Origin of the sequence: Tateyamaria sp. Alg231-49 (assembly GCF_900143535.1) — a bacterium.
Lineage (GTDB): Bacteria > Pseudomonadota > Alphaproteobacteria > Rhodobacterales > Rhodobacteraceae > Tateyamaria.
This window is the reverse complement of the sequence record NZ_FRFA01000002.1, coordinates 333,639-356,614: the sequence shown is the minus strand read 5'-3', so window position 1 is coordinate 356,614 and position 22,976 is coordinate 333,639. Positions and strand designations below refer to the sequence as shown.

The following is a 22,976-nucleotide window of genomic DNA, read 5'->3' as shown; positions in this document are numbered from 1 at the left end:
AAAGGCTTAATAGACCCGCGCCTTTGGCGCGATTTTCTTCAGATCGATGCCGCCGTCATTGTGGCTGGTGAGCGGGTTTAGGTGCACCCCACGGAAGCCAAGAGACGCCTCGTTGCCCTTGAACCAGACAAGCGAGTGCTTGCGCCAGTTCTCGTCATCGCGGTCTGGATAGTCTTCGTGCGCGTGCGCACCCCGGCTTTCCTTGCGCGCCGCAGCAGCTGTGATCGTTGCCACCGCGTTTGGCATAAGGTTCGTCAGTTCCAGCGTCTCCATCAGATCCGAGTTCCAGACCAGCGAGGTGTCTGTGACCTTGAGGTCAGCCTGCTTGCCTGCGACGTCCTTCATCTTGGCCTCGCCTGCGGCAAGTGTCTCATCCGTGCGGAAAACAGCAGCGTCGTCCTGCATGGTTTTCTGCATCTCAAGGCGCAGTTCAGCCGTTGGCACATGGCCTTTGGCATAGCGCAAACCGTCAAAGCGCGAGAACGCAGCCTCGACCGAGCGCTGGTTTGGTGTTGGGACAGGCGCGTCTGCATCCACAACCTCTTTGGCGCGGATCGCGGCCGCGCGGCCAAACACCACAAGGTCGATCAGCGAGTTCGAACCCAGACGGTTCGCGCCGTGAACGGACGCACAGCCCGCCTCACCTACAGCCATCAGACCGGGCGAAATGTTGTCAGGCTTGTCCTTGGTTGGTGCCAGCACTTCGCCCCAGTAGTTCGTCGGAATGCCGCCCATGTTGTAGTGCACGGTGGGCAGAACCGGGATCGGTTCTTTGGTGAGGTCTACACCTGCGAAGATGCGGGCGGATTCCGAGATACCCGGCAGGCGCAGGTCCAGCGTTTCTTTGGGCAGATGGTTGAGGTGCAGGTGGATGTGATCCCCCTGATCTCCCACGCCGCGCCCTTCGCGGATTTCCATCGTCATGCATCGGCTCACCACATCGCGGCTGGCCAGATCTTTGTAGGTCGGCGCATAGCGCTCCATGAACCGCTCGCCTTCGGAGTTGGTAAGGTAGCCGCCCTCGCCCCGTGCCCCTTCGGTGATGAGGCACCCGGCACCGTAGATGCCGGTCGGGTGGAACTGCACGAATTCCATGTCTTGCAGGGGCAAACCGGCGCGTGCCGTCATGCCACCGCCGTCGCCCGTGCAGGTGTGGGCAGAAGTAGCTGAGAAGTAAGCGCGGCCATAGCCACCGGTGGCCAATACGACCATTTTGGCGGCGAACAGGTGCATGGTGCCGTCGTCCAGCTTCCAGCACAGCACACCCTGACACACGCCGTCTTCGGACATGATCAGGTCGATGGCGAAGTATTCGATGTAGAATTCGGCATTGTTCTTGAGGCTTTGTCCATAAAGCGTGTGCAGGATCGCGTGGCCAGTCCGGTCAGCGGCAGCACAGGTGCGTTGTACCGGGGGGCCTTCACCAAATTCAGTGGTGTGGCCGCCAAAGGGGCGCTGATAGATTTTGCCCTCTTCGGTCCGCGAAAACGGCACGCCGTAATGCTCCAGCTCGTAAACCGCCTTGGGGGCTTCGCGCGCCAGATATTCCATCGCGTCCGTGTCGCCGAGCCAGTCAGATCCTTTGACCGTGTCGTACATGTGCCACTGCCAGTTGTCTGGGCCCATGTTGGACAGCGACGCAGCGATCCCACCTTGGGCCGCGACAGTGTGCGAGCGGGTCGGGAACACTTTGGTCACGCAGGCGGTACGCAGTCCCTGTTCGGCCATGCCCAGCGTTGCGCGAAGTCCGGCACCACCGGCACCCACGACCACGACGTCATATTCATGCGTCTCGTAATCATATGCAGCCATTTGTCAGGCCTCCTGTTTCATGCTTGGCGCCGGGCGCCATTGTCATCTTTGCGCGGGGAACCGCGCCGGTGTTTAAATTCATCGCGCGAAACGCGCGTTGGCAACTCAAAGTGCGATGCGCGCGATTGCGAACAACCCGGCAGCAATGATCGTGTAGGAAAACGCCGTCGTAGCGATCAGCGTCAGCTTTCCTGCAGTGCCATGCACGTAGTCTTCGATTGCGGCATGCGTCTCGCGCATCAGGTGCACAACGATCACGATCAGTGACAGGCCCATCAGAATCGCCGGTATTGGGCGGCTGAAATAGGCAAGCACTTCTTCGTGGGTGCCTCCAAGTGCTCCCCCGAAAAGCATCACGAGGATGGGGACCAGCGGAACCAGAAGGATCGAGCTAACCATCATCTGCCAGTGGTGATGCGTTCCTTCACGACCGGATCCCAGCCCTGACGCACGTTTGCGATCTGTCAAATAGCGCATATCAACCCCTCCTCAGGTGACGACCAGAACAAAGATTGTGAGAAGGGTTGCGAGGATAAACATCCCCTTGGCCATGTCCTCAGACACTTCCACGCGGACCAAGTATCCAAAGTCCCACAGCACGTGACGCAGCCGTCCAAGCATGTGGTAAAAGATGCCCCATGTCGCCGCCGTCAGGATCAGAGTGCCCAGCACACTGCGCAAAAAGCCATCGACCACTGCAAAGGCCGCCTCGGATGAGGCTGCGGCCAAAAGCCAGGCCACCACCAGCACAGACGCGAGCAGACAACCGATGCCCGTAATCCGCACCATGATTGAGGAAATAGACGTCCACTGTGGACGGTAAATCTGAAGATGCGGCGAGAGCGGGCGATTGCCCCGATTGACGTCGGCCATAATGCGTCCTTTTTGTTCCCTGCCCTATTGATACTCTATTCTACGCCGGTGTCACGTACCCCACGCGGGTCCATGGCGCGGTTAATTGGCGCACAATTGCGGTTTTCTCTAATTCGTGATCACAGGGCAAAAGGCTGTGATCACGAAAACGCCCTATTGCGCGACATCCGTCACCTGCCGCGTCGTTTCGCGCTGCAATTTGCGTTTGATTTGTTCCGGGTAGTCCGCGAATCCGTTTGCTGTCACGACGAAGGCCCCGGGGCCAGTGATCAAATTTTCAAAGAAGTAGGCGGTCAGATCTGCATCGTCGGTTTCAATAGCGATCGCGTTCACGGTGACATCATCGGCGCTCAGCAAGGCGCGCTGGGTCGCAGGTTCGATCCCCTCGTTCGATTCCCCGTCACCCGAAACGTCGATCACGCGGCGCGTGCAATGCGCCACCGGCGCAAGCGCTGCTCGCGACACTTCCAGTGCTTCGCCAATGGCCGTTGAAAAGTTGCGCCAGATGCGCGGGTCGGCTTCGATCTGATCGGCGAGGGCCAGTACGTCCGCATAGGTGCGCATCGCAGTCCATGGGATTGTCTGGCGCTGGCGCGAAGACCCTGTCCACTGGATCAGCGCGATCTGCGCTTGCTGATCCACGAGCGCGTCAGCGACGATCCCATCGCGTAAAGCGGCGGCCAAACCGTCCATCTGGATCCGGTATTCCTGTTTGTCCACCGACCCCGACACATCCACTGCCAATAGCAGCGCAAGGTCGCAGGCGCGCGACTGCGTCGTCGCGGCGAACGTCACTAAAATTGCCAGAGCGGGGGCGCACAACCGGTTCATGGGGCGACCCTAGCAGAGCGGCCCAGACTCGCATCTGAATTGTTGGTGTTCGATCCGTCAGTACGCCAGGTCGTAGAGCGCAGCGGCCAGCACTTTGATCCCGGCCACGCAATCGCTGAGCTCTGAAAATTCTTCGGGCGTATGACTGCGCCCCTCAAAGCTGCGCACAAACAGCATGGCAACAGGACAAATCTGTGCCATTTGCTGCGCATCGTGGCCCGCCCCGCTGGCCATATGCATCACTGGGACCTCCGTTTTTGCGGCCGCCCTGTCGAGCGCCGCCAGAAGTGCCGGGTCGCTTTGGCAAGCCGGGTGATCCAGCAAAATGGTGCTGTCAAATGTCAATCCGCGCCGCGCAGCCACCTCTTGGATCATTTCCAGATGGGCGTCGTACATTGCCTGCGCGGCCTTTGGGTCGGGATGGCGTGCATCGATGGAAAAGGTGACCGAGCGTGGAATGATGGCGCGGCCACCGGGATTGGGCACGCAATGTCCTATGGTGGTGACAGCCGGACGGCCCAGAGCCTCTGCATGGCCGATCACGCCGCTTGCGATTTCCGCAAAGCCAGCCATCGGATCGTTGCGAATGTCCATCGGAAATGCACCAGCGTGGTTCGAGGTGCCATAAAGCGTGACCTCGGTTTGCCGAATGTGGGTGATGGCATCCACGATAGCCACGGGCAGGTCCGCGTCCTCAAGGATAGGTCCCTGTTCGATGTGTAATTCAATGAACGCCGTTATATCTTCGCGCACCGTCTCGCGGATGCGTGTGGGATCAAATCCGGCCTCGGTCATGGCCGCGCCGATGCTTACTCCGTTGGCGTCACACACTGCATCGCAATCCTCGGGCGCTGCTTGCCCGACCAGAGCCCGGGACCCCCAGAACCCTGCGGTGGGGAACCGGCTGCCTTCTTCTTCGCATAGCGAGACAACCTCTAGCGTACGACGAGGCGGGCCGAATTGTTCATACAGCGCACTGACCGCGACCATACCTGCGATGATCCCAAGTGCGCCATCGTACCGCCCGCCGGGACACTGGCTGTCAATGTGGGACCCCGTCACGATCGAGGGGCCAGCTTCGCGCCCTTGGGCCACTGCCCACAGGTTTCCGCCAGTGTCGTAGTTTACGTTTAGGCCCGCATCCCTCCCCCACTGAGCCACCAAAGAGTTGGCAGCCACCCAGTCTGGTGAAAACGCGGTGCGCCATACGCCGGTATCGGAATGCCGCCCGATCTCTCCTAGTTGCAGGATCATATCCTCGACCCGTTGTGCGTCGATCTGGGGATGTGTCATGTGCGGCCTCCGTTCATGCGGTTGCCGCTGAGATGATACCGATTACCAGGCGCGCGCAATCGCTTCTGCGCAATCAATGCTGTGGTCGGGCGCGAAACGTGCTTAGGTTGGCATCAGCGCCCAATAATCAAGATTAAGAAGGACATCGGGCAAGTATTTGCCGTCCTCTCCGCGCAAGGCAAACGGCGCACCGCCCTTGGTCGCAACCAGCCGCAACCGGATTGCGCCCACGCCGGGGGCAGAGGTTTCGGCGGTGTCCAACACCTCGCTCCAGGCCCAGATGGTGTCGCCAGCCAGGCAGGGGTTTGCGTGCGCGCCAGCATTTAGTCCGACCACCATCTGCGCGTTCGCCAGACCGTTAAAAGACAAGGCGCGCGCCATTGAGATAACGTGCCCGCCATAGATCAGACGCGTGCCATCAGGCCGTGCTGACGTGTCAAAATGCACTTTGGCGGTGTTTTGCCAGAGGCGGGTGGCCATCATATGCTCGGCCTCTTCCACCGTGACACCGTCAACATGATCAATCTGTTCGCCGACCTTGTAGTCACTCAAGCGATGTGGCTCTCCTGACAATGCAGTGTCGTAGCCATCAAAGGTCAGGCCCGAAGGTACAACAAGCGTCTGAGGCGCGACCACTTTGGCAAGGTCAGGCACTACCGTTTCTGGGGCCGGGGCGTCGATATCGCGTTTGCGCACCATGACCCAGCGCACATAGTCCAGAACGGGTGCCCCATGCTGATTGCGCCCCGTTGTCCGGACCCACACAACCCCGGTTTTGCCGTTTGAGTTCTGCTTGACCCCGATCACTTCTGAGGCCGAAGTCAGCGTGTCGCCTGGCCAGACCGGAGCCAGCCACCGCCCCTCGGCGTAACCAAGATTGGCCACGGCGTTCAGCGACACGTCCGGCACAGTTTTGCCGAACACAGTGTGAAAGGCGATCATGTCGTCCAGCGGCGATGCCGTCAGACCGCAGCTTTGGGCGAAGGTGTCAGACGAATAGAGCGCGTGCCGCGCCGGATAGAGCGCATGATAGAGCGCACGTTCGCCCGCCCCCACGGTCCGGGGCACCGCATGGGTCAACACATCGCCGACACTATAGTCCTCAAAAAACCGCCCCTGATTGGTCTTGCCCATAGTTACTGCTCTCCGAGTTTTACGTTGGGGGTGTATGTTCCCTCAACCTCTTTGGTCACAGCCTGTCCGCAGCGCATCACTCCGGCTGCGTGATCCCATGTCTGAGTTGGGCTGCCGTGCAGCGCCCAGCCCTTATTCAGCGCTTCAGTCACCTTGTGGCAAAAGGCCGATGTGTCCTCTTCGGACAAAAAACGATATAGTTTCATGTGTTTAACTCGGAAACGGCCAGACACCCAGCCAGTTGTGGATCATCCCGATCACGCCCAGCAGGATCACCGACCCGGCAAGGAACATACCGTCCTTCGCGTAGGTGCCTGCGGGGCCGGGCTGCCAATCAGGTTCTTCGGAATTGATGATACGCGCTGTCAGAATGGCCCAAATCAGCAGGCCGCCGAACAGTAGGATCGACGCCAGATCACCATTCACCAAGAGGTGTGCGATGGCCCAGATCGAAAAGCCTGTCAGCATCGGATGGCGCATGCCAGAGATTAGCTTGCCTCGTTTGGGGGCCGGGCTGAGCATATAGATCGCAATGATCATCAGCGTATTGTTGATGTGAACCATGAAGCCGGGCGGGAACCAGACCGCGATAAAATCGGTGCCGCGGTAGCCGATCACCATCAGCACGATGCCCACCGCGATGGTCGCCGCAACGACGCCTTTTCCCGGATCGCCTAACGCCGCGCGCCGTTCTGGCGCGACACGTTTGAACAGGTGCGCGGCCCACCACAGACCCACACCCAAAACCAGAATGATCCAGTACATCGCTTATCCTTTCATCATCGCCGCTATCGCGTCCGCTTTGGCCAGCGTTTCACGTGCGGTTACGATGTGCAGATTTTCGACGATACGTCCATCGACGACGGCGACTCCTTGCCCAGAGGCCTCTGCCGCCTCGAACGCCTCGATCTGGCGACGGGCGAGATCGATGTCTGCCTCGGAGGGGGAAAAGGCCGCATTTGCGATGTCGATTTGTGCCGGATGGATCAGTGTTTTGCCGTCAAAGCCCATGTCGCGGCCCTGCTGACATTCCGCGTCCAGCCCTGCCTCATCCTTGAATGCATTATAAACGCCGTCGATGATTGCGAGGCCGTGCGCTTTGGCTGCCAGCAGGCACAGCCCAAGCCCCGATTGCAGCCCGAGACGATCGGCACGGGGGCGGGATTGCAGTTCTTTGGCCAGATCATTGGTGCCCATGACCATGCCTTGCAGATGCGGATGGGTGGCGATTTGGCCCGCGTTGAGCATCCCAAGTGCGGTTTCCATCATCGCCCAAAGCGGTGTGTCACCTGTGATAGCTGCCAGCGCGTCGAGATCGGTCGGGGCCGACACTTTGGGCATCAGGATTGCGTCGGCGTCCATGTTCAGCGCTGCTTTGGCGTCATCGGCGCCCCAAGGGGTATCAAGGCCGTTGATGCGGACGATTTTCATGCGCGCGCCGTAACCGCCTGTGGCGAGTGCCTCAGCGAGAGTTTCCCGCGCAGCTTCTTTTTCCTCAATGGAAACAGCATCTTCCAGGTCAAATATGATCGCATCCACGGGCAAACCCCGCGCCTTGTCCAGAGCGCGCGGCTTGGATCCGGGGATATAAAGAACAGAACGTAGCGGGCGTGCGATGGCCATGGGCGCCTCCGGATGAGTCATAATATTGCGCGGACAGGTGCATTTTATTTCCGGATAGTTCAAGACCCCCGCACGCAAATGCGTGAAATTCCGTAACGAACCGGGCTCAATTCAAATTGAGCAGACCGACGCACGGCGCGTTAACCATTAATTCAGAGCCTGAGCGCACCTTGTTTCGTATTCCGACTTCTCCGGGAGCGCCGTTTCAGCTGGGCCGCTGAACACTTTTGCGGAAATAGAGAGTGCGGGATGCGAAATGAACCGGGGCCGCCCGGTCATCACCGGACGATCCGGTTGGGCCAGATGACCAGAGGTGACGCCTTCCATTGCGAAAGGCTGAACAAATGAAACGGAACAAAACTCTGATAACGCTGGGCGCGCTTGTCATGGCTGCCACGTTCAATCTGGTAACAACCGGAATGGCTGCCGCTCAGCAAAACCGCAATTGCGGCCCGCGCGAGTTGGTGGTGAACCGATTGGCCGAAGGGTTTGGCGAAACCCGTCAATCCATGGGGTTGGGCGCTAATGATGCGGTGGTCGAGGTTTTTGCCTCCGAAGAATCCGGCACGTGGACGATTACGGTCACGTCGCCAAATGGCGTAACCTGTCTGGTTGCCAGCGGTCAGGCATTTGAAGAACTGGCCGAGGCCCTGCCTGCCAAAGGCAACGACGCCTGAACAGATAAAACGGTCAGCAAAAATTGCGAGGCGCGCCAATTGGTGCGCCTTTTTCGTGTCTTGATCAGGTTGTTTCGAGCTCAGTTCATCCGTTGGCAGCGGTCAAAATCCTTTTGTCAGGTCAGCCCATCCCAGATCAGCTTGGTCCCTGTCATGATCAGCAACACATATGTCAGCATAAAGAACGCCCGCTCAGGCATCAGGTGATGCGCCTTGACCCCAAGCCAGGTTCCCAACAGCGCAAACGGCGCAAGCGCCAGATTGGCCGTGAAAGTTTGCACCGTGAACATGCCCAGAAAGGCGTATGGCACAAATTTAAAAACATTGATGGCTGTGAAAATCAGTACTGTATTGGCTTGGTAGGCTGTTTTGCCAAGCTTGAGAGACAACAAATACACAGCCGCTGGAGGCCCGCCTGCGTGGCTGACAAAGCTGGTGAACCCGGCCACAGCCCCCGTCGCACCGCCAATCCAGTTCGGCAGTGCGCGCTCGGCCAGTTTGATCCAGCCTTGGGCGCGGCCAACCTGCCAAATCACAAATGCGATCGAGATCACCCCGATAAGAACCCGGAATACATCCCCGTCCGCACGGGCAAACAGCCACGCACCGATGGCCACACCGGGCAGCGCCCCAAGGATCATGCGGCGCGATATGGCCCAGTCCCACTTGCCCCAATAGGGGCGCAGGGCAGCCACATCCATCAGCATCAAAAGCGGCAAGGTCACGCCCAGCGCCAGCCCCGGCTCTAGGATCAGCGCCAGAATCGATGTCGCGGCAAAGGCCGCTCCCGATCCAAACCCACCCTTGGAAATACCCGCAAAGACGACTGCAGGCGCGGCGATCGCAAAAAACCAGATGTCTAGCTGCAACATGTCCTGACCGATCGAAAAAATCCGCGTTAACACTCCTTTAGCGCAAGCCTTCATATGCTGCCAGCGATCACGAATGTTCGCGCTGCAATGCAGCGCACTTGCGCGGCGCGCCCATGCGCGCTAGCACACGCCGCAAATAAACCCCAACGATCCGGAGAATTTCAACCATGGCCAGACCCAAAATTGCGCTGATCGGCGCAGGGCAAATCGGCGGCACCCTCGCTCACCTCGCAGCCATCAAAGAACTGGGCGACGTCGTTTTGTTCGACATCGCCGAAGGCACGCCTGAAGGCAAAGCGCTTGATATCGCCGAGTCCGGCCCATCCGAAGGGTTTGACGCTCAGATGAGTGGAACGCAGTCCTATGCTGACATGGCAGGCGCAGACGTCTGCATCGTCACTGCCGGCGTCCCACGCAAGCCAGGCATGAGCCGCGATGACCTGTTGGGCATTAACCTCAAAGTCATGAAGTCCGTCGGCGAAGGCATCCGCGATCACGCCCCCAACGCTTTTGTCATCTGCATCACCAACCCTCTGGATGCGATGGTCTGGGCCCTGCGCGAATTCTCGGGCCTGCCCCATGAAAAAGTATGCGGTATGGCTGGCGTGCTCGACAGCGCCCGTTTCCGCCACTTCCTCGCCGAAGAGTTCGGTGTGTCCATGCGTGACGTCACCGCGTTCGTTCTGGGCGGACATGGCGACACGATGGTGCCGCTGACGCGCTATTCGACAGTTGCAGGTATCCCGCTGCCCGATCTGGTCAAGATGGGCTGGACCACGCAGGAGAAATTGGACGCCATCGTCCAGCGCACCCGTGATGGCGGCGCTGAAATCGTTGGCCTGCTGAAAACCGGTTCTGCCTTTTACGCCCCCGCCACCTCAGCGATCGAGATGGCCGAAGCCTATCTGAAAGACCAGAAACGCGTGTTGCCCTGTGCCGCCTATGTGGACGGCGCTCTTGGCCTCAAAGGCATGTATGTGGGCGTGCCCACCGTGATTGGTGCCGCCGGCGTTGAAAAGGTGATCGACATCCAGATGACCAAGGACGAACAGGCAATGTTCGACAGCTCTGTCGCGGCCGTCAAAGGCCTGGTAGATGCGTGCAAAGGCATTGACGACAGTCTAAGCTGAGATTGACTGCAGAACAGAAAAAAGGCCCCAGAGCGATCTGGGGCCTTTTGCATTCGATATGTTCTTTGGCTCAGGCGGCCTTGCGCTTGCGCCGGGCCATAAATCCAAGGCCACCAACCCCAACAAGCATTAAGGGCAGTGCCGCCGGGACCGGGACCGGGTTCGTCCGTGTCGTCGGGTCTTCTTCTACCGTCATCGTGCTCAGATAAATCTCAGGATTTGCATTATCCGTGGATGTGAACCAGAACATTGAAGAAGATGCCAACCCATCCAGGTTCACGATTCCAGAACTCATCGAATACTCATCGGCTGCATCGAAGGTGCTGCCTGTAGTGCTGATGAAGAGAGAACCGTTCCCCAAGCCATGACCGCCGTTACGCACAAACAAATCTGTAATGCTAACGTTTTTGCCAAAAGTCAGCTTCAGGATTTCTGGAGCAACGAGGTTGTCGTCACCAGGCCTATACGTACCACTCCCGACTTCATCGTAACCGGACGAACACTGGCTTTGCCCAATAAAACCACTTTCTGTTGCGCTTGCATCAAATCCCGTTGAGCAAACACCCAAACCCGCATTGCCACCATCTAGAAACGGAGTAATTAGAATCGAGGTGTCCGTAATACTCGTATTGGTGGCGCTTGCACTCAGAGTGATTCCATCACGGGTACTGGAGCCAAGCCCTGCGACGCTGTATACTTGATCAAAAGTACCCTCGAAAGACTTTGCACTTTTGAACGCATCCGCGTCAGTTTGAAAATTCCAAGTTGCGGCAGATGCGGAGTTGGCCGCGCCAATGACTGTCAAAGCGGCGGCGGCGGAGAGAAAAAATTTTCTCATGTCTTTTTCCTTTTACTAAATACGAGTCCAACGCGAAGTTCGTTTAACCCTTTACAACGCCAAGGAACGACCCTTCGCGAATTCATCGGCTAAGATGATTCCAATTCTGACACATTTAAAAGCTATTTGAGCCATATTCCCCTATCGGTCGAATGGAATCACGTAAGAGTAGAATCAAATTCTACCTCAAGCCGAACCGAAGGCACCTGCATACTTAAATGAGCAATTCTCCATGCCTTTATGCAAAACGATCTGAATTGATTCGCGCCCAAAAACGGGCGTTTCGTTTTAAGACTGTCCCCCTAAAATCCTGCTTAAGGCTGGATGGCTTGATCGTCAGTCCGGCATTTGTGGGCTCCCCTTCATGGTTACCCATTACGTCATGGTTACCCACTACATTGCGGCCATCCCAACAATCTTCCTGCTGTACCGTAAATGGGGCAAACTGTGCACCTTTGAAGCCGAACAGGCTTAAAGTTCGCCCAAAACGTCCCGGATCCACGGGTTGCGAATTAACAGATCCGAATTGAACGCTGCAGCCGTCAGATCTGGTGCATCAGCGGACAGAACTGAAAACAGATCAAAGGGCACATGGCGCAACAGTTCAAAAGCTTCAAGCTGCGCCCGCCGGTCTGGTGTGAGTGCGAAAAGTGTCTCGTGCGCAGCCTCCGCCTGCTCGAGAGACGCACTGCGCGCGCTCATTCAATCCATCTGCGCCGCCCGGTGAGCTTGAAGGATCACCTTCTGGACGTCCTTAGGGTTGCGGCGATAACGCCAAACTTTGATCAGCCAGTGAAGCGGCGTCAGCCCATCAAAGTGCAACAGTTGCGCGGACGTTGACACATGTCGCGCCGGACCCCGCCATTTGTCGCCGCGCCACTCGGATGCATTGTGGACACCCAATCGCAACGGGTCTGACGTGCGCACACCGCCCTTGCCAGCGCCATGCGAGTACTGCCAACGTTTAATCATGGCGGCGAAAGGCCCGTAAACTGATTTCCGATCTTCTTCTGACAAATCGGCTGTGGCGCGAAATGCCCCTTCGAACAGGGTGCCTTGTTTGCCATCTTCCGGGAAATGCCGCTCAAGAACAGTCAGGTTTACTTCGGTATTGGCATCCTCCACCTGCACCGGCTCGTCAGACAGCGAGCTGCCCTGCCAGATGAATTCATCCGCGTCGATGTGAAACAGCCAGTCGCTGTCTGCTGCGTCCTTGGCCACATTCGCATTGTTGGTTTGGCGGCGCATTTGCGAAGCAGGCCGCCCGCGCTTGCCGCGTCTTTCTGCCCAATAGGCATCGGCGCAGACCAAAACCCGGCTTCCAAGACTGGCGCGCAGTGCATCGGCCCCTGTGTCCTGTGGATCATCCAGTTAAACCTGAACCGCCTGTGCCCCTGTGGCGATGCGCCAGTGCATGTTGCACATAACGAGCGTAGCAGGCTCGTTTGCAGCCATCACCACAGCCCGGCTTGGTCCGTTCCGAAGGTGTATCGGGTGGCCAACCACTGATGCCTATTGATTCCCTTTCGCGCTGCGTCCAGTCATTTGTGATCACACTTTTTTCGGCAGTGATCACAAAATTCGATTTTCTGCACAAAAACGGCGCACCGGGTCCATTTACAGTTTACGCGGCATTTAGTCCTGTTGGTATAGGGCCAACGCAGATGCATCAATACGGGACCTCAAGCTCATGAACATCCACGAATATCAGGCCAAAGCCCTTTTGCGCAGCTATGGCGCCCCCGTTTCGGACGGGCGCGTCGTATTGCGTGCGGAAGACGCCAAGACAGCGGCTGGTGAAATGGACGGCCCTCTTTGGGTGGTCAAAGCCCAAATCCACGCAGGCGGACGCGGCAAAGGCACATTCAAAGAAGCGGATGCCGGCGAGAAAGGCGGCGTGCGCCTGACCAAGTCGGCCACCGAGGCTGCCGAAGAAGCCAAGAAGATGCTGGGCCGCACACTGGTCACACACCAGACCGGGCCTGTCGGCAAACAAGTGAACCGTATCTACATCGAAGACGGATCGGGGATTGAGACTGAACTTTACCTTGCCCTGCTGGTCGACCGCCAGACGTCCCGCGTTTCCTTTGTCTGCTCGACCGAGGGCGGCATGGACATCGAGGAAGTCGCCGCAAGCACCCCCGAAAAGATCCTGAGCTTTAGCGTTGATCCGGCCACTGGCTATCAAGCTTTCCACGGCCGCCGCATCGCCTTTGCCCTTGGGCTGGAAGGCAAACAGGTCAAACAATGCGTCGGCCTGATGAGCCTGCTTTACAAAGCCTTCATGGAAAAAGACATGGAGATGCTTGAGATCAACCCTCTGATCGTCACCGATGGCGGCGATCTCAAAGTGCTGGACGCCAAGATCAGCTTTGACGGCAACGCGATCTACCGCCACGCCGACATCAACGAGTTGCGCGACGAGACGGAAGAAGACCCCAAAGAACTCGCCGCCTCGAAATACGACCTCAACTACATCGCGCTCGACGGTGAAATCGGTTGTATGGTGAACGGCGCGGGCCTTGCCATGGCCACGATGGACATCATCAAGCTTTACGGCGCCGAGCCTGCCAACTTCCTCGACGTGGGCGGTGGTGCGACCAAGGAAAAGGTCACCGAGGCGTTCAAAATCATCACCTCCGACCCGCAGGTCAAAGGCATTCTGGTCAACATCTTTGGCGGCATCATGCGCTGCGATGTGATCGCCGAAGGCGTGGTTGCCGCCGTGAAAGAGGTTGGTTTGAAAGTGCCGCTGGTCGTACGCCTTGAAGGCACCAACGTGCAGCAGGGCAAAGACATCATCAACAACTCAGACGTTGACGTGATTGCCGCTGACGACCTCAAAGACGGCGCGCAGAAGATCGTGAAAGCCGTCAAGGGGTAAGGCGATGCGCAATGCGTGCCTCGTATCTGGGCTTTTCGTCCCGTCGGCGTGCCAGAGGACAACGAGTGCGAACCCTGTTGTCCAAAGCCTGTCGTCGGGATCGCTCCAGATGGGGCGCGTCTCAAATGCCAACGAGGCAGGCGGCGCGCGTTTCCAGGCGGTGAGATTGTGACCATGCGACAGGCATCTTCCCGGCGCAGTATCAAACTTGGTCTCGCAGCCATGGCACTGGGTGCGCCCGCACTTGCGCAGGAAAACGCGATCCTTGCTGCGCAGGCTTTCACACAGAACTGTTTTTCACCCTATCTGACCGCCACCAAGGCGCGGGATGTTCTAAGTGTCGCTGGTGCACGCCATGACTTTTATGACCTTGAACCGTTTTCCAATGCAGCACCCTCGCCCGCCTTTGGCTTGCGCCCAGCCACGCGCGGCACCGACCGGCGCTGTGAAGTCAGCTTTGATGGGGATCACGCTGAACTCGCCATCGAAATGGCACAGAACGGGTTGCAAGCGGAAGGCATCCTTAAGGACGCCCCCACCCCCGAAACGCACACGCCGATCGCAGGCACCGAAATGCTTGCGGCCCGCTACCTTAATCCCAAACGCATCGCCGTGGTCCATGTAGGAACCCGCCAAGGACCCAACGGCATAGAAACATTCATGAATGTGGAGCGGCTTACCCCCGCTGCAAGCCAACTCAACTAAGGAAATCCAATGGCCGTACTTATTGACGAAAACACCAAAGTGATCTGCCAAGGCCTGACCGGCTCGCAAGGCACCTTTCACACAGAACAGGCCATCGCCTATGGCACCAAGATGGTTGGCGGCGTGACACCGGGCAAAGGTGGGATGACCCACCTCGACCTGCCCGTGTTCAATTCGGTCCACGAAGCGATGGATGTGACAGAGGCGAATGCATCAGTGATCTACGTGCCGCCGCCCTTCGCGGCAGACTCGATCCTTGAAGCCATCGATGCCGAGATGCCGCTGATCGTGTGCATCACCGAAGGCATCCCCGTGCTCGACATGATGCGTGTTCAGCGCGCGCTTGAAGGGTCAAAGTCGCGCCTGATCGGGCCAAACTGCCCCGGCGTGATCACGCCAGACGCCTGCAAAATCGGCATTATGCCCGGCCACATCCACAAGCGTGGGTCCTGTGGTGTTGTGTCCCGCTCGGGCACGTTGACCTATGAGGCGGTCAAGCAGACCACGGATCTGGGGCTGGGTCAGTCATCGGCCGTGGGCATTGGCGGTGACCCGATCAAAGGGACCGAGCATATCGACGTGCTTGAAATGTTCCTCGCTGATCCAGAGACGGAAAGCATCATCATGATCGGTGAGATTGGCGGCTCTGCCGAAGAAGACGCCGCCCAGTTCCTTGCAGATGAGAAAAAGGCAGGACGCTGGAAGCCGACAGCCGGTTTCATCGCTGGCCGCACAGCGCCTCCGGGCCGTCGTATGGGTCATGCGGGCGCGATCGTTGCCGGCGGCAAAGGCGGTGCCGAGGACAAGATCGAAGCCATGCGCGCCGCAGGGATCGTGGTGGCGGACAGCCCTGCGACGCTGGGTGAGGCGGTACAGGAAGCGATCAACGGCTAAATGCTGCACGGGCGATCATATGCGCCAACGGCATCCGCCGGTTGCGATTGGGGGAGTATCCCCTGCGTCGCGTCGAACGCGCGATTGGGCCTGCACAGCATTGATAGAAGCAATTGGCAATGGATGAGATGGGACCGGTAAGCGCCTTAGAGATGTCCTTCCGGAAGTCGTTCGACTTTTCCGGCCGCGCTTCGCGGTCGGAATTCTGGTGGACTTGGGGGCTGCTATACCCGGCGGCGGTGCTCATCATGCTCTGGCGTGGGCTGCCGACCTCAGGGCCCAATGCCGACATCCTTGCAACGGTGATCACAATCGCGATTGCACTGCCGATGATCGCCGTCGGCACCCGGCGTCTGGTTGATGCAGGCGTTTGGCGCTGGCTGTTCGTTCTCGTCTTTCTGTTCGGTGTGATCGCACAGTTTCTTTACCGCATTCCGGTGCCTGCCGAGGGCGAGTTGCAAAACCTGTCGGTCCAGTTTGACGACAAAACCGTGCCCGCGTCAGAACTGGGACGCTATTCTTCCCTTCGGGTTCTTTTTGACATCATGCCTTGGATCGGCCGTCCACTGGCCATCCTGTGTTTACTTCTCGCCTTACTCCCTACTCGCCGCCCCACGCCAAACCCCAATCTTTCGGAGGTACTCCAATGACTGACCAGTCTCCCAACGACCAGTTCCATGCCTCGTCCTTCATGCAAGGACACAACGCGGAATACCTCGAACAGATGTATGCGCGTTACGCCAATGATCCGGGCGCTGTTGATGAAGCTTGGCAGGCGTTCTTTAAGGCGATGGGCGATGACGAGGTCAGCGTCAAACGCGAGGCCGAAGGCCCGAGTTGGGCACGCACTGACTGGCCCCCGATGCCGGGCGATGATCTGACCCAAGCCCTGACAGGGGAGTGGGCGGCACCTGCAGAGGTCAAAGGGGCAGGCGACAAGATCAAGGCCAAGGCGGCTGAAAAAGGTGTCGAGGTTTCCAACGATCAGATCAAGCGCGCGGTTCTCGACAGTATCCGCGCCCTGATGATCATCCGCGCCTATCGTATCCGGGGCCATCTGGTCGCCGACCTCGACCCGTTGGGCATGCGCGATCAGACGCCTCATCCTGAGTTGGACCCAAAGTCCTATGGCTTTACCGAGGCCGACATGGACCGCCCAATCTTTATCGACAAGGTTTTGGGTCTGGATGTCGCCACGATGCGCGAGATCATTGCCATCGTGAAGCGCACCTATTGCGGCACGTTTGCGCTGCAATACATGCACATTTCGAACCCAGAAGAGGCGGGCTGGCTCAAGGAGCGCATCGAGGGGCTGGGTAAGGAAATCCAGTTCACCCGCGAAGGGCGCAAGGCGATCCTGAACAAGATGGTCGAGGCCGAAGGGTTCGAAAAGTTCCTGCATGTCAAATACATGGGCACCAAACGTTTTGGTCTGGATGGGGGCGAAAGCCTGATCCCGGCGATGGAGCAGATCATCAAGCGCGGCGGCAGCCTTGGCGTGCGTGACATTGTGATCGGCATGCCCCACCGGGGTCGTTTGTCGGTTTTGGCCAATGTGATGGCCAAGCCCTACAAGGCGATTTTCAACGAATTTCAGGGCGGGTCTTTCAAGCCCGAGGATGTCGATGGATCGGGCGATGTGAAGTACCACCTCGGCGCGTCTTCAGATCGCGAATTTGACGGCAATTCTGTGCACCTGTCCCTGACCGCGAACCCGTCGCATCTGGAGGCGGTGAACCCGGTTGTTCTGGGCAAAGTCCGCGCCAAGCAAGATCAGAACAACGATCCAGAACGTACCAGCGTTATGCCCATCCTGCTGCACGGCGATGCGGCGTTCGCAGGTCAGGGTGTTGTGGCTGAATGTTTCGCCCTGTCGGGCCTGCGGGGTCACCGCGCGGGCGGCACGATGCATATCGTCGTGAACAACCAAATCGGTTTTACCACGGCACCGCACTTTTCCCGGTCTTCGCCCTACCCCACGGACAATGCGCTGGTCGTTGAGGCCCCGATTTTCCACGTGAACGGCGATGATCCGGAGGCTGTGGTGCACGCCGCCAAGGTCGCCACAGAGTTCCGTCAGAAGTTCCACAAGGACGTTGTTATCGACATCTTCTGCTACCGCCGTTTTGGTCACAACGAGGGCGACGAACCCATGTTCACCAATCCGGTGATGTACAAGAAGATCAAGAAGCATAAGACAACGCTGACCTTGTACACCGAGCGTCTGGTCAAGGATGGTCTGATCCCCGAGGGCGAGATCGAAGACATGAAGGCCGCGTTCCAGGCCCGCATGAACGACGAGTTCGAGGCCGGCAAAGAATACCGCCCCAACAAGGCCGACTGGCTGGATGGCAAGTGGTCACATCTCGATAAGATGGAAGAGCAGCAATACCAGCGTGGCAAGACATCTATCCCGCCAGAAACCTTTGCCGAGGTCGGCCGAGCGCTGAGCACCGTGCCGGAGGGCATTCCCCTGCACAAAACGGTTGAGCGGCTGCTCGACACCAAAGCCAAGATGTTTGAAAGCGGTGAAGGCATTGATTGGGCCACCGGTGAGGCGTTGGCCTTCGGATCGCTTCTGACCGAAGGCTATCCGGTCCGTCTGGCCGGGCAGGATTCGACCCGTGGCACGTTCTCACAGCGCCATTCGGGGCTGGTGAACCAAGAGACCGAAGAGCGTTACTATCCCCTCAACAACGTCCGCACGGGTCAGGCACAGTATGAGGTCATCGACTCGATGCTCTCGGAATACGCGGTTCTTGGGTTTGAGTATGGCTATTCCCTTGCAGAACCCAACGCGCTGACCTTGTGGGAGGCGCAGTTTGGTGATTTCGCCAACGGCGCGCAGATCATGTTTGACCAGTTCATCTCATCCGGTGAAAGCAAGTGGTTGCGCATGTCCGGTCTGGTCGTCCTGCTGCCTCATGGGTTTGAGGGACAGGGCCCCGAACACTCCTCGGCCCGACTTGAACGGTTCCTACAGATGTGCGGACAGGACAACTGGATCGTCGCCAACTGCACGACCCCTGCGAACTATTTCCACATCCTGCGCCGTCAGATCCACCGGGATTTCCGCAAACCGCTAATCCTGATGACGCCCAAATCCTTGCTCCGCCACAAGATGGCCGTGTCTAAGACCGAGGAATTTACCACCGGTTCGTCCTTCCACCGTTTGATGTGGGACGACGCCCAGCATGGCAATTCGGACACCCAATTGGTGCCGGATGCCAAGATCAAGCGCGTGGTGATGTGTTCGGGCAAGGTCTACTACGATCTGCTTGAAGAGCGTGATGCCCGCGGGATTGACGATGTCTATCTCCTGCGGTTCGAACAGTTCTATCCCTTCCCGGCGCAGTCGGCGGTTGCGGAACTGGAACGGTTCAAACAGGCCGAGATGGTCTGGTGTCAGGAAGAGCCCAAGAACCAGGGCGCCTGGACGTTCATCGAACCTAACCTCGAATGGGTGCTGGGCCGGATCAAGGCCAAGCACACCCGCCCCGTTTATGTGGGCCGCGCCACCTCTGCCAGCCCCGCGACGGGTCTGGCCAGCAATCATAAAGCCCAACAAGCCGCGCTCGTGAACGACGCGCTGACCATCAAAGGGAAGTAAGACCATGACAACCGAAGTCCGCGTGCCCACCTTGGGCGAAAGCGTCACCGAAGCCACTGTTGCCACGTGGTTCAAGAAACCCGGCGAGGCGATTGCCGTTGACGAGATGCTGTGTGAGCTGGAAACCGACAAGGTGACGGTCGAAGTGCCCTCGCCCGTTGCAGGCACGCTTGGCGAAATCATCGCCGCCGAAGGAGAAACCGTGGGCGTCGATGCGCTGCTGGCCACAATAGCCGAAGGCGACGCGGCAGCTGCCCCCGCCGCCGCCGCCGAAAGCGCCCCAGCGCCCGCATCCGGTGGTGACAGTGTCGACGTGATGGTGCCCACCTTGGGCGAGTCCGTGACAGAGGCCACAGTCAGCACATGGTTCAAAGCGGTCGGCGACAGCGTCGCGCAAGATGAAATGCTATGCGAGCTGGAAACCGACAAGGTGAGCGTCGAGGTCCCAAGCCCCGCCGCAGGTGTTCTCGCTGAAATCGTTGCCCCCGAAGGCGCGACCGTGGATGCAAGCGCCAAACTGGCCGTCATCTCATCCTCCGGTGCCGTAGCCGCAGCCCCCGCTGCTGCTGCTGCCCCAGCGCCTGCCGCATCCAGCAAGGATGTCGAAAACGCGCCCGCCGCCAAAAAAGCAATGGCCGAGGCCGGGATCAGCCCGGATACCGTCACAGGCACAGGCCGCGATGGCCGCGTGATGAAAGACGACGTCGCCAAAGCCGTCGCCGCCGCGAGTGCAGCTCCACCGGCGGCCGCTGCCCCTGTCAGCGCTCCGCGTGCCCCTGTGGCGGCAAATGACGAAGCGCGCGAAGAGCGGGTCAAGATGACCCGTTTGCGCCAGACCATCGCGCGCCGCCTCAAGGACAGCCAGAACACGGCCGCCATGCTCACCACCTACAACGAGGTCGACATGACCGAGGTGATGGCCCTGCGCAGCGAGTACAAAGACCTGTTTTTGAAGAAACACGGGGTCAAGCTGGGCTTTATGTCCTTCTTTACCAAGGCGTGCTGCCACGCGCTGAAAGAAGTGCCTGAGGTCAACGCAGAGATCGATGGCACCGACATCGTCTACAAAAACTTCGTGCACATGGGTGTGGCCGCAGGCACGCCGACGGGCCTTGTGGTGCCGGTGATCCGCGATGCGGACGCGATGAGCTTTGCCGATATCGAAAAGGCGATTGCCGAAAAGGGCGCGCGTGCCCGTGATGGCAAGCTGTCCATGGCCGAAATGCAGGGCGGCACGTTCACGCTGTCCAATGGCGGTGTCTATGGCTCACTGATGAGTTCGCCGATTTTGAACCCACCACAGTCCGGTATCCTTGGCATGCACAAGATTCAGGACCGGCCCATGGCGATTGGTGGTCAGGTTGTGATCCGCCCGATGATGTATCTGGCGCTGTCCTATGACCACCGGATCGTCGACGGCAAAGGAGCGGTCACGTTCCTTGTGCGAGTGAAAGAAGCGCTAGAAGACCCACGCCGGTTGTTGATGGATTTGTAAGGGGGCCATGTGGCTTTGTCATATCTAGGTTTTTCACGGTTTGCGCCACCTGTTGCTCGGCCAGGTGGCGCAGTCGAAACCTCTGGCGGACGCGCTGCAATCTCGGGCTGTTTTAAAATATCTGCCTTTTAACCCCGCTGAGGCAAAGTAAGAGTGTTAGATTTCTAAAAGAAACTGATCTTTGAGACGAATACGGAGCAATCAAAATGACCCCCGAACTCACCTATCTCACCTATGCCGTGATCCTGCTGATCGCCCATGCACTCATCCAGGCCACGTTCTCTGATCTGTCCAAAGGTCTCGGCTGGGCGCTTGGCCCGCAGGACGAACACCGCGACCAGCCCCCTGTCGCCGCACGCATTCAGCGCGCCCTGAAAAACTACCTCGAAACGCTGCCCGCGTTCATCGCTTTGGCTCTGATGCTGGCCGTCACCGAACTTGGAACCGAAACAACCGCTCTTGGCGCCGCTTTGTGGTTCTGGGCGCGCGTCGCCTACATCCCGGCCTATGCCTCTGGCCTGCCTCTGGTCCGCTCTATTGCGTGGTTTGTATCGCTTGCAGGCCTTGCCCTGATGATTGTCCCATTGCTCTGATGACGCAGACACCCCACATCCACAGCGGCGCGCCCGTCCGCTTCTCTGATTAGAAAAAATCCCGGGGGGCGGTGCGCAGCACCGGGGGGCTGGCCCCCTCTGACCCCGGCAAAAAAGGACCTGACCCATGGCATCTTACGACGTAATCATCATCGGCTCCGGCCCCGGCGGCTATGTCTGCGCGATCCGTTGCGCACAGCGGGGTCTGAAAACCGCTATCGTCGAAGGACGCGAAACGCTGGGCGGCACCTGCCTTAATGTCGGGTGCATCCCAAGCAAGGCGCTGCTGCATGCCTCGCACATGCTGCATGAGGCCGAGCACAACTTTGCCGCCATGGGCCTGAAGGGCAAAAGCCCCTCGGTCGATTGGAAGCAGATGCTGACCTACAAAGAAGACACCATTGGCCAGAATACCAAGGGCGTCGAATTCCTCATGAAAAAGAACAAGGTGGACTGGCTCAAAGGCTGGGGCAGCATCCCCGCGCCCGGTCAGGTCAAGGTTGGCGATGAGGTCCACGAGGCCAAGTCAATCATCGTCGCATCTGGGTCCGAACCCTCTAGCCTGCCCGGTGTCGAGGTGGACGAAAAGGTTGTTGTGACCTCTACCGGCGCATTGGAATTGGGCAAAGTCCCCAAGAAGATGGTGGTGATTGGCGCAGGGGTTATCGGGCTGGAATTGGGCTCGGTCTATTCCCGCCTTGGCGCCGAAGTGCAGGTGATCGAATTCCTCGATGCCATCACCCCCGGCATGGACGCCGAAGTGCAGCGCCAGTTCCAAAGGTTGCTGACCAAGCAGGGGCTGAGCTTTACAATGGGTGCCGCCGTACAATCCGTGGCCGCAACCAAGACAAAGGCCAAAGTCACCTACAAGCTGCGCAAGGATGACAGCGAACACACCGTGGATGCTGACATCGTGCTGGTCGCCACCGGGCGCAAACCCTACACCGACGGTCTTGGCCTTGGCGCCTTGGGCATCGAAATGACCAAGCGCGGCCAGATCGCCGTGGACGCCCATTGGCAGACCAATGTGCCGGGCATCTACGCCATCGGCGACGTCATCGAAGGCCCCATGCTGGCCCACAAGGCCGAAGACGAGGGCATGGCCGTCGCCGACACGGTTGCGGGCAAGCATGGCCACGTGAACTACGGTGTGATCCCGGGCGTGATCTATACGCATCCCGAGGTCGCCAATGTGGGCCACACGGAACAAGACCTGAAAGAGGCGGGCACAGCCTACAAGGTGGGCAAGTTCAGCTTTATGGGCAATGGCCGTGCCAAGGCGAATTTTGCCGGCGACGGGTTTGTCAAAATCCTGGCAGACGCTGAGACAGACCGGATTCTGGGTGCCCACATCATTGGCCCCGCCGCGGGTGACCTGATCCACGAGGTTTGCGTGGCGATGGAGTTTGGGGCCTCCGCTGAGGATCTGGCCCTGACCTGCCATGCGCACCCGACATATTCAGAAGCCGTGCGCGAAGCGGCATTGGCCTGTGGTTTAGGCCCGATCCACAGCTAGTCCGTGGAGCGCCGCTACGCGGAAGGTGAAATGCCTCGGACCTTCGGGGCAACTTTAGAAACGCTGTGCGCTATACATCCGTATGGCGCACATGCTCCGTGGAGAGCTTGCCAATCCCCCCTCAAAAAACCCAGCAATTCGAGCTGTTGGAACAGCTCAGTTTGCGTGGATGGCGACTCACCGCCGATTGCAGCCC

Annotated in this window: 23 protein-coding genes; 10 read left to right on the top strand and 13 right to left on the bottom strand. The window is 58.8% G+C overall.

What is annotated here, in order from left to right; genetic code table 11:
* Positions 1–6: 6 nt before the first annotated feature.
* The 9 genes from sdhA to DHN60_RS05295 form a co-directional block, all read right to left on the bottom strand.
* A complete protein-coding gene (gene sdhA / locus DHN60_RS05335) occupies positions 7–1,812 on the bottom strand; it encodes a succinate dehydrogenase flavoprotein subunit (protein ID WP_108836237.1) in 1,806 nt (601 codons plus the stop codon).
* Between the two features lie 105 nt (positions 1,813–1,917).
* Positions 1,918–2,289, bottom strand: a complete 372-nt coding sequence (gene sdhD / locus DHN60_RS05330) for a succinate dehydrogenase, hydrophobic membrane anchor protein (RefSeq protein WP_108836236.1) — start codon at positions 2,287–2,289, stop codon at positions 1,918–1,920.
* Between the two features lie 12 nt (positions 2,290–2,301).
* Positions 2,302–2,685, bottom strand: a complete 384-nt coding sequence (sdhC, locus tag DHN60_RS05325; RefSeq protein ID WP_108836235.1) for a succinate dehydrogenase, cytochrome b556 subunit — start codon at positions 2,683–2,685, stop codon at positions 2,302–2,304.
* 153 nt (positions 2,686–2,838) lie between these two features.
* A complete protein-coding gene (locus tag DHN60_RS05320; protein ID WP_108836234.1) occupies positions 2,839–3,516 on the bottom strand; it encodes a DUF1194 domain-containing protein in 678 nt (225 codons plus the stop codon).
* 57 nt (positions 3,517–3,573) lie between these two features.
* Positions 3,574–4,809 carry a Zn-dependent hydrolase gene (locus DHN60_RS05315; protein ID WP_108836233.1) on the bottom strand — a complete coding sequence of 412 codons (1,236 nt, stop codon included), beginning with the start codon at positions 4,807–4,809 and terminating at the stop codon, positions 3,574–3,576.
* Between the two features lie 102 nt (positions 4,810–4,911).
* Entirely contained in the window at positions 4,912–5,943 is a 1,032-nt protein-coding gene (locus DHN60_RS05310) for a MaoC family dehydratase (protein WP_108836232.1), read from the bottom strand.
* Positions 5,944–5,945: 2 nt separating this feature from the next.
* Entirely contained in the window at positions 5,946–6,149 is a 204-nt protein-coding gene (locus DHN60_RS05305) for a DUF1737 domain-containing protein (protein ID WP_108836231.1), read from the bottom strand.
* A 4-nt stretch (positions 6,150–6,153) separates the two neighbouring features.
* Complete coding sequence (locus DHN60_RS05300) at positions 6,154–6,708, bottom strand: NnrU family protein (RefSeq protein ID WP_108836230.1); 555 nt, start codon at positions 6,706–6,708, stop codon at positions 6,154–6,156.
* A 3-nt stretch (positions 6,709–6,711) separates the two neighbouring features.
* The gene (locus tag DHN60_RS05295) at positions 6,712–7,566 is read right to left on the bottom strand and encodes a CoA ester lyase (RefSeq protein ID WP_108836229.1); all 855 of its coding nucleotides are present in this window, start codon (positions 7,564–7,566) and stop codon (positions 6,712–6,714) included.
* A 344-nt stretch (positions 7,567–7,910) separates the two neighbouring features.
* Here DHN60_RS05295 and DHN60_RS05290 point away from each other — a divergent pair, with 344 nt between their 5' ends.
* On the top strand, positions 7,911–8,243 hold the full coding sequence (locus DHN60_RS05290; protein WP_108836228.1) for a hypothetical protein: 333 nt from the start codon (positions 7,911–7,913) through the stop codon (positions 8,241–8,243).
* A 116-nt stretch (positions 8,244–8,359) separates the two neighbouring features.
* On the opposite strand, the gene DHN60_RS05285 is transcribed toward DHN60_RS05290, so the two are convergent.
* Positions 8,360–9,115 carry a sulfite exporter TauE/SafE family protein gene (locus tag DHN60_RS05285; protein ID WP_108836357.1) on the bottom strand — a complete coding sequence of 252 codons (756 nt, stop codon included), beginning with the start codon at positions 9,113–9,115 and terminating at the stop codon, positions 8,360–8,362.
* 167 nt (positions 9,116–9,282) lie between these two features.
* On the opposite strand from DHN60_RS05285, the gene mdh reads away from it, so the two are divergent.
* A complete protein-coding gene (gene mdh, locus DHN60_RS05280; protein WP_108836227.1) occupies positions 9,283–10,245 on the top strand; it encodes a malate dehydrogenase in 963 nt (320 codons plus the stop codon).
* Between the two features lie 70 nt (positions 10,246–10,315).
* On the opposite strand, the gene DHN60_RS05275 is transcribed toward mdh, so the two are convergent.
* The 3 genes from DHN60_RS05275 to DHN60_RS05265 all read right to left on the bottom strand — a co-directional run bounded on the left by DHN60_RS05275 (position 10,316) and on the right by DHN60_RS05265 (position 12,454).
* A complete protein-coding gene (locus DHN60_RS05275) occupies positions 10,316–11,083 on the bottom strand; it encodes a VPLPA-CTERM sorting domain-containing protein (protein WP_108836226.1) in 768 nt (255 codons plus the stop codon).
* A gap of 471 nt (positions 11,084–11,554) precedes the next feature.
* Complete coding sequence (locus DHN60_RS05270; RefSeq protein ID WP_108836225.1) at positions 11,555–11,785, bottom strand: hypothetical protein; 231 nt, start codon at positions 11,783–11,785, stop codon at positions 11,555–11,557.
* Positions 11,786–12,454, bottom strand: coding sequence for a glycosyltransferase family 2 protein (locus DHN60_RS05265; RefSeq protein WP_108836224.1), 669 nt, complete (start codon positions 12,452–12,454; stop codon positions 11,786–11,788). It abuts the gene before it with no gap.
* Between the two features lie 319 nt (positions 12,455–12,773).
* On the opposite strand from DHN60_RS05265, the gene sucC reads away from it, so the two are divergent.
* The 8 genes from sucC (at position 12,774) to lpdA (ending at position 22,780) form a co-directional block, all read left to right on the top strand.
* Positions 12,774–13,967 (top strand): ADP-forming succinate--CoA ligase subunit beta, encoded by a 1,194-nt coding sequence (sucC, locus tag DHN60_RS05260; protein WP_108836223.1) that lies wholly within the window; start codon positions 12,774–12,776, stop codon positions 13,965–13,967.
* A gap of 174 nt (positions 13,968–14,141) precedes the next feature.
* Positions 14,142–14,672, top strand: a complete 531-nt coding sequence (locus DHN60_RS05255) for a succinyl-CoA synthetase subunit beta (RefSeq protein ID WP_234423527.1) — start codon at positions 14,142–14,144, stop codon at positions 14,670–14,672.
* 9 nt (positions 14,673–14,681) lie between these two features.
* The gene (gene sucD, locus DHN60_RS05250) at positions 14,682–15,566 is read left to right on the top strand and encodes a succinate--CoA ligase subunit alpha (RefSeq protein WP_108836222.1); all 885 of its coding nucleotides are present in this window, start codon (positions 14,682–14,684) and stop codon (positions 15,564–15,566) included.
* Between the two features lie 119 nt (positions 15,567–15,685).
* Positions 15,686–16,216: a DUF805 domain-containing protein gene (locus DHN60_RS05245; protein WP_108836221.1), complete on the top strand. Its 531-nt coding sequence runs from the start codon at positions 15,686–15,688 to the stop codon at positions 16,214–16,216.
* Positions 16,213–19,176, top strand: a complete 2,964-nt coding sequence (locus tag DHN60_RS05240) for a 2-oxoglutarate dehydrogenase E1 component (RefSeq protein WP_108836220.1) — start codon at positions 16,213–16,215, stop codon at positions 19,174–19,176. Before DHN60_RS05245 ends, DHN60_RS05240 begins: the two co-directional genes overlap by 4 nt.
* 4 nt (positions 19,177–19,180) lie before the next feature.
* Positions 19,181–20,671, top strand: a complete 1,491-nt coding sequence (odhB, locus tag DHN60_RS05235; RefSeq protein ID WP_108836219.1) for a 2-oxoglutarate dehydrogenase complex dihydrolipoyllysine-residue succinyltransferase — start codon at positions 19,181–19,183, stop codon at positions 20,669–20,671.
* Positions 20,672–20,877: 206 nt separating this feature from the next.
* On the top strand, positions 20,878–21,264 hold the full coding sequence (locus tag DHN60_RS05230) for an MAPEG family protein (RefSeq protein WP_108836218.1): 387 nt from the start codon (positions 20,878–20,880) through the stop codon (positions 21,262–21,264).
* 127 nt (positions 21,265–21,391) lie between these two features.
* The gene (gene lpdA / locus DHN60_RS05225) at positions 21,392–22,780 is read left to right on the top strand and encodes a dihydrolipoyl dehydrogenase (RefSeq protein WP_108836217.1); all 1,389 of its coding nucleotides are present in this window, start codon (positions 21,392–21,394) and stop codon (positions 22,778–22,780) included.
* Positions 22,781–22,976: the final 196 nt, after the last annotated feature.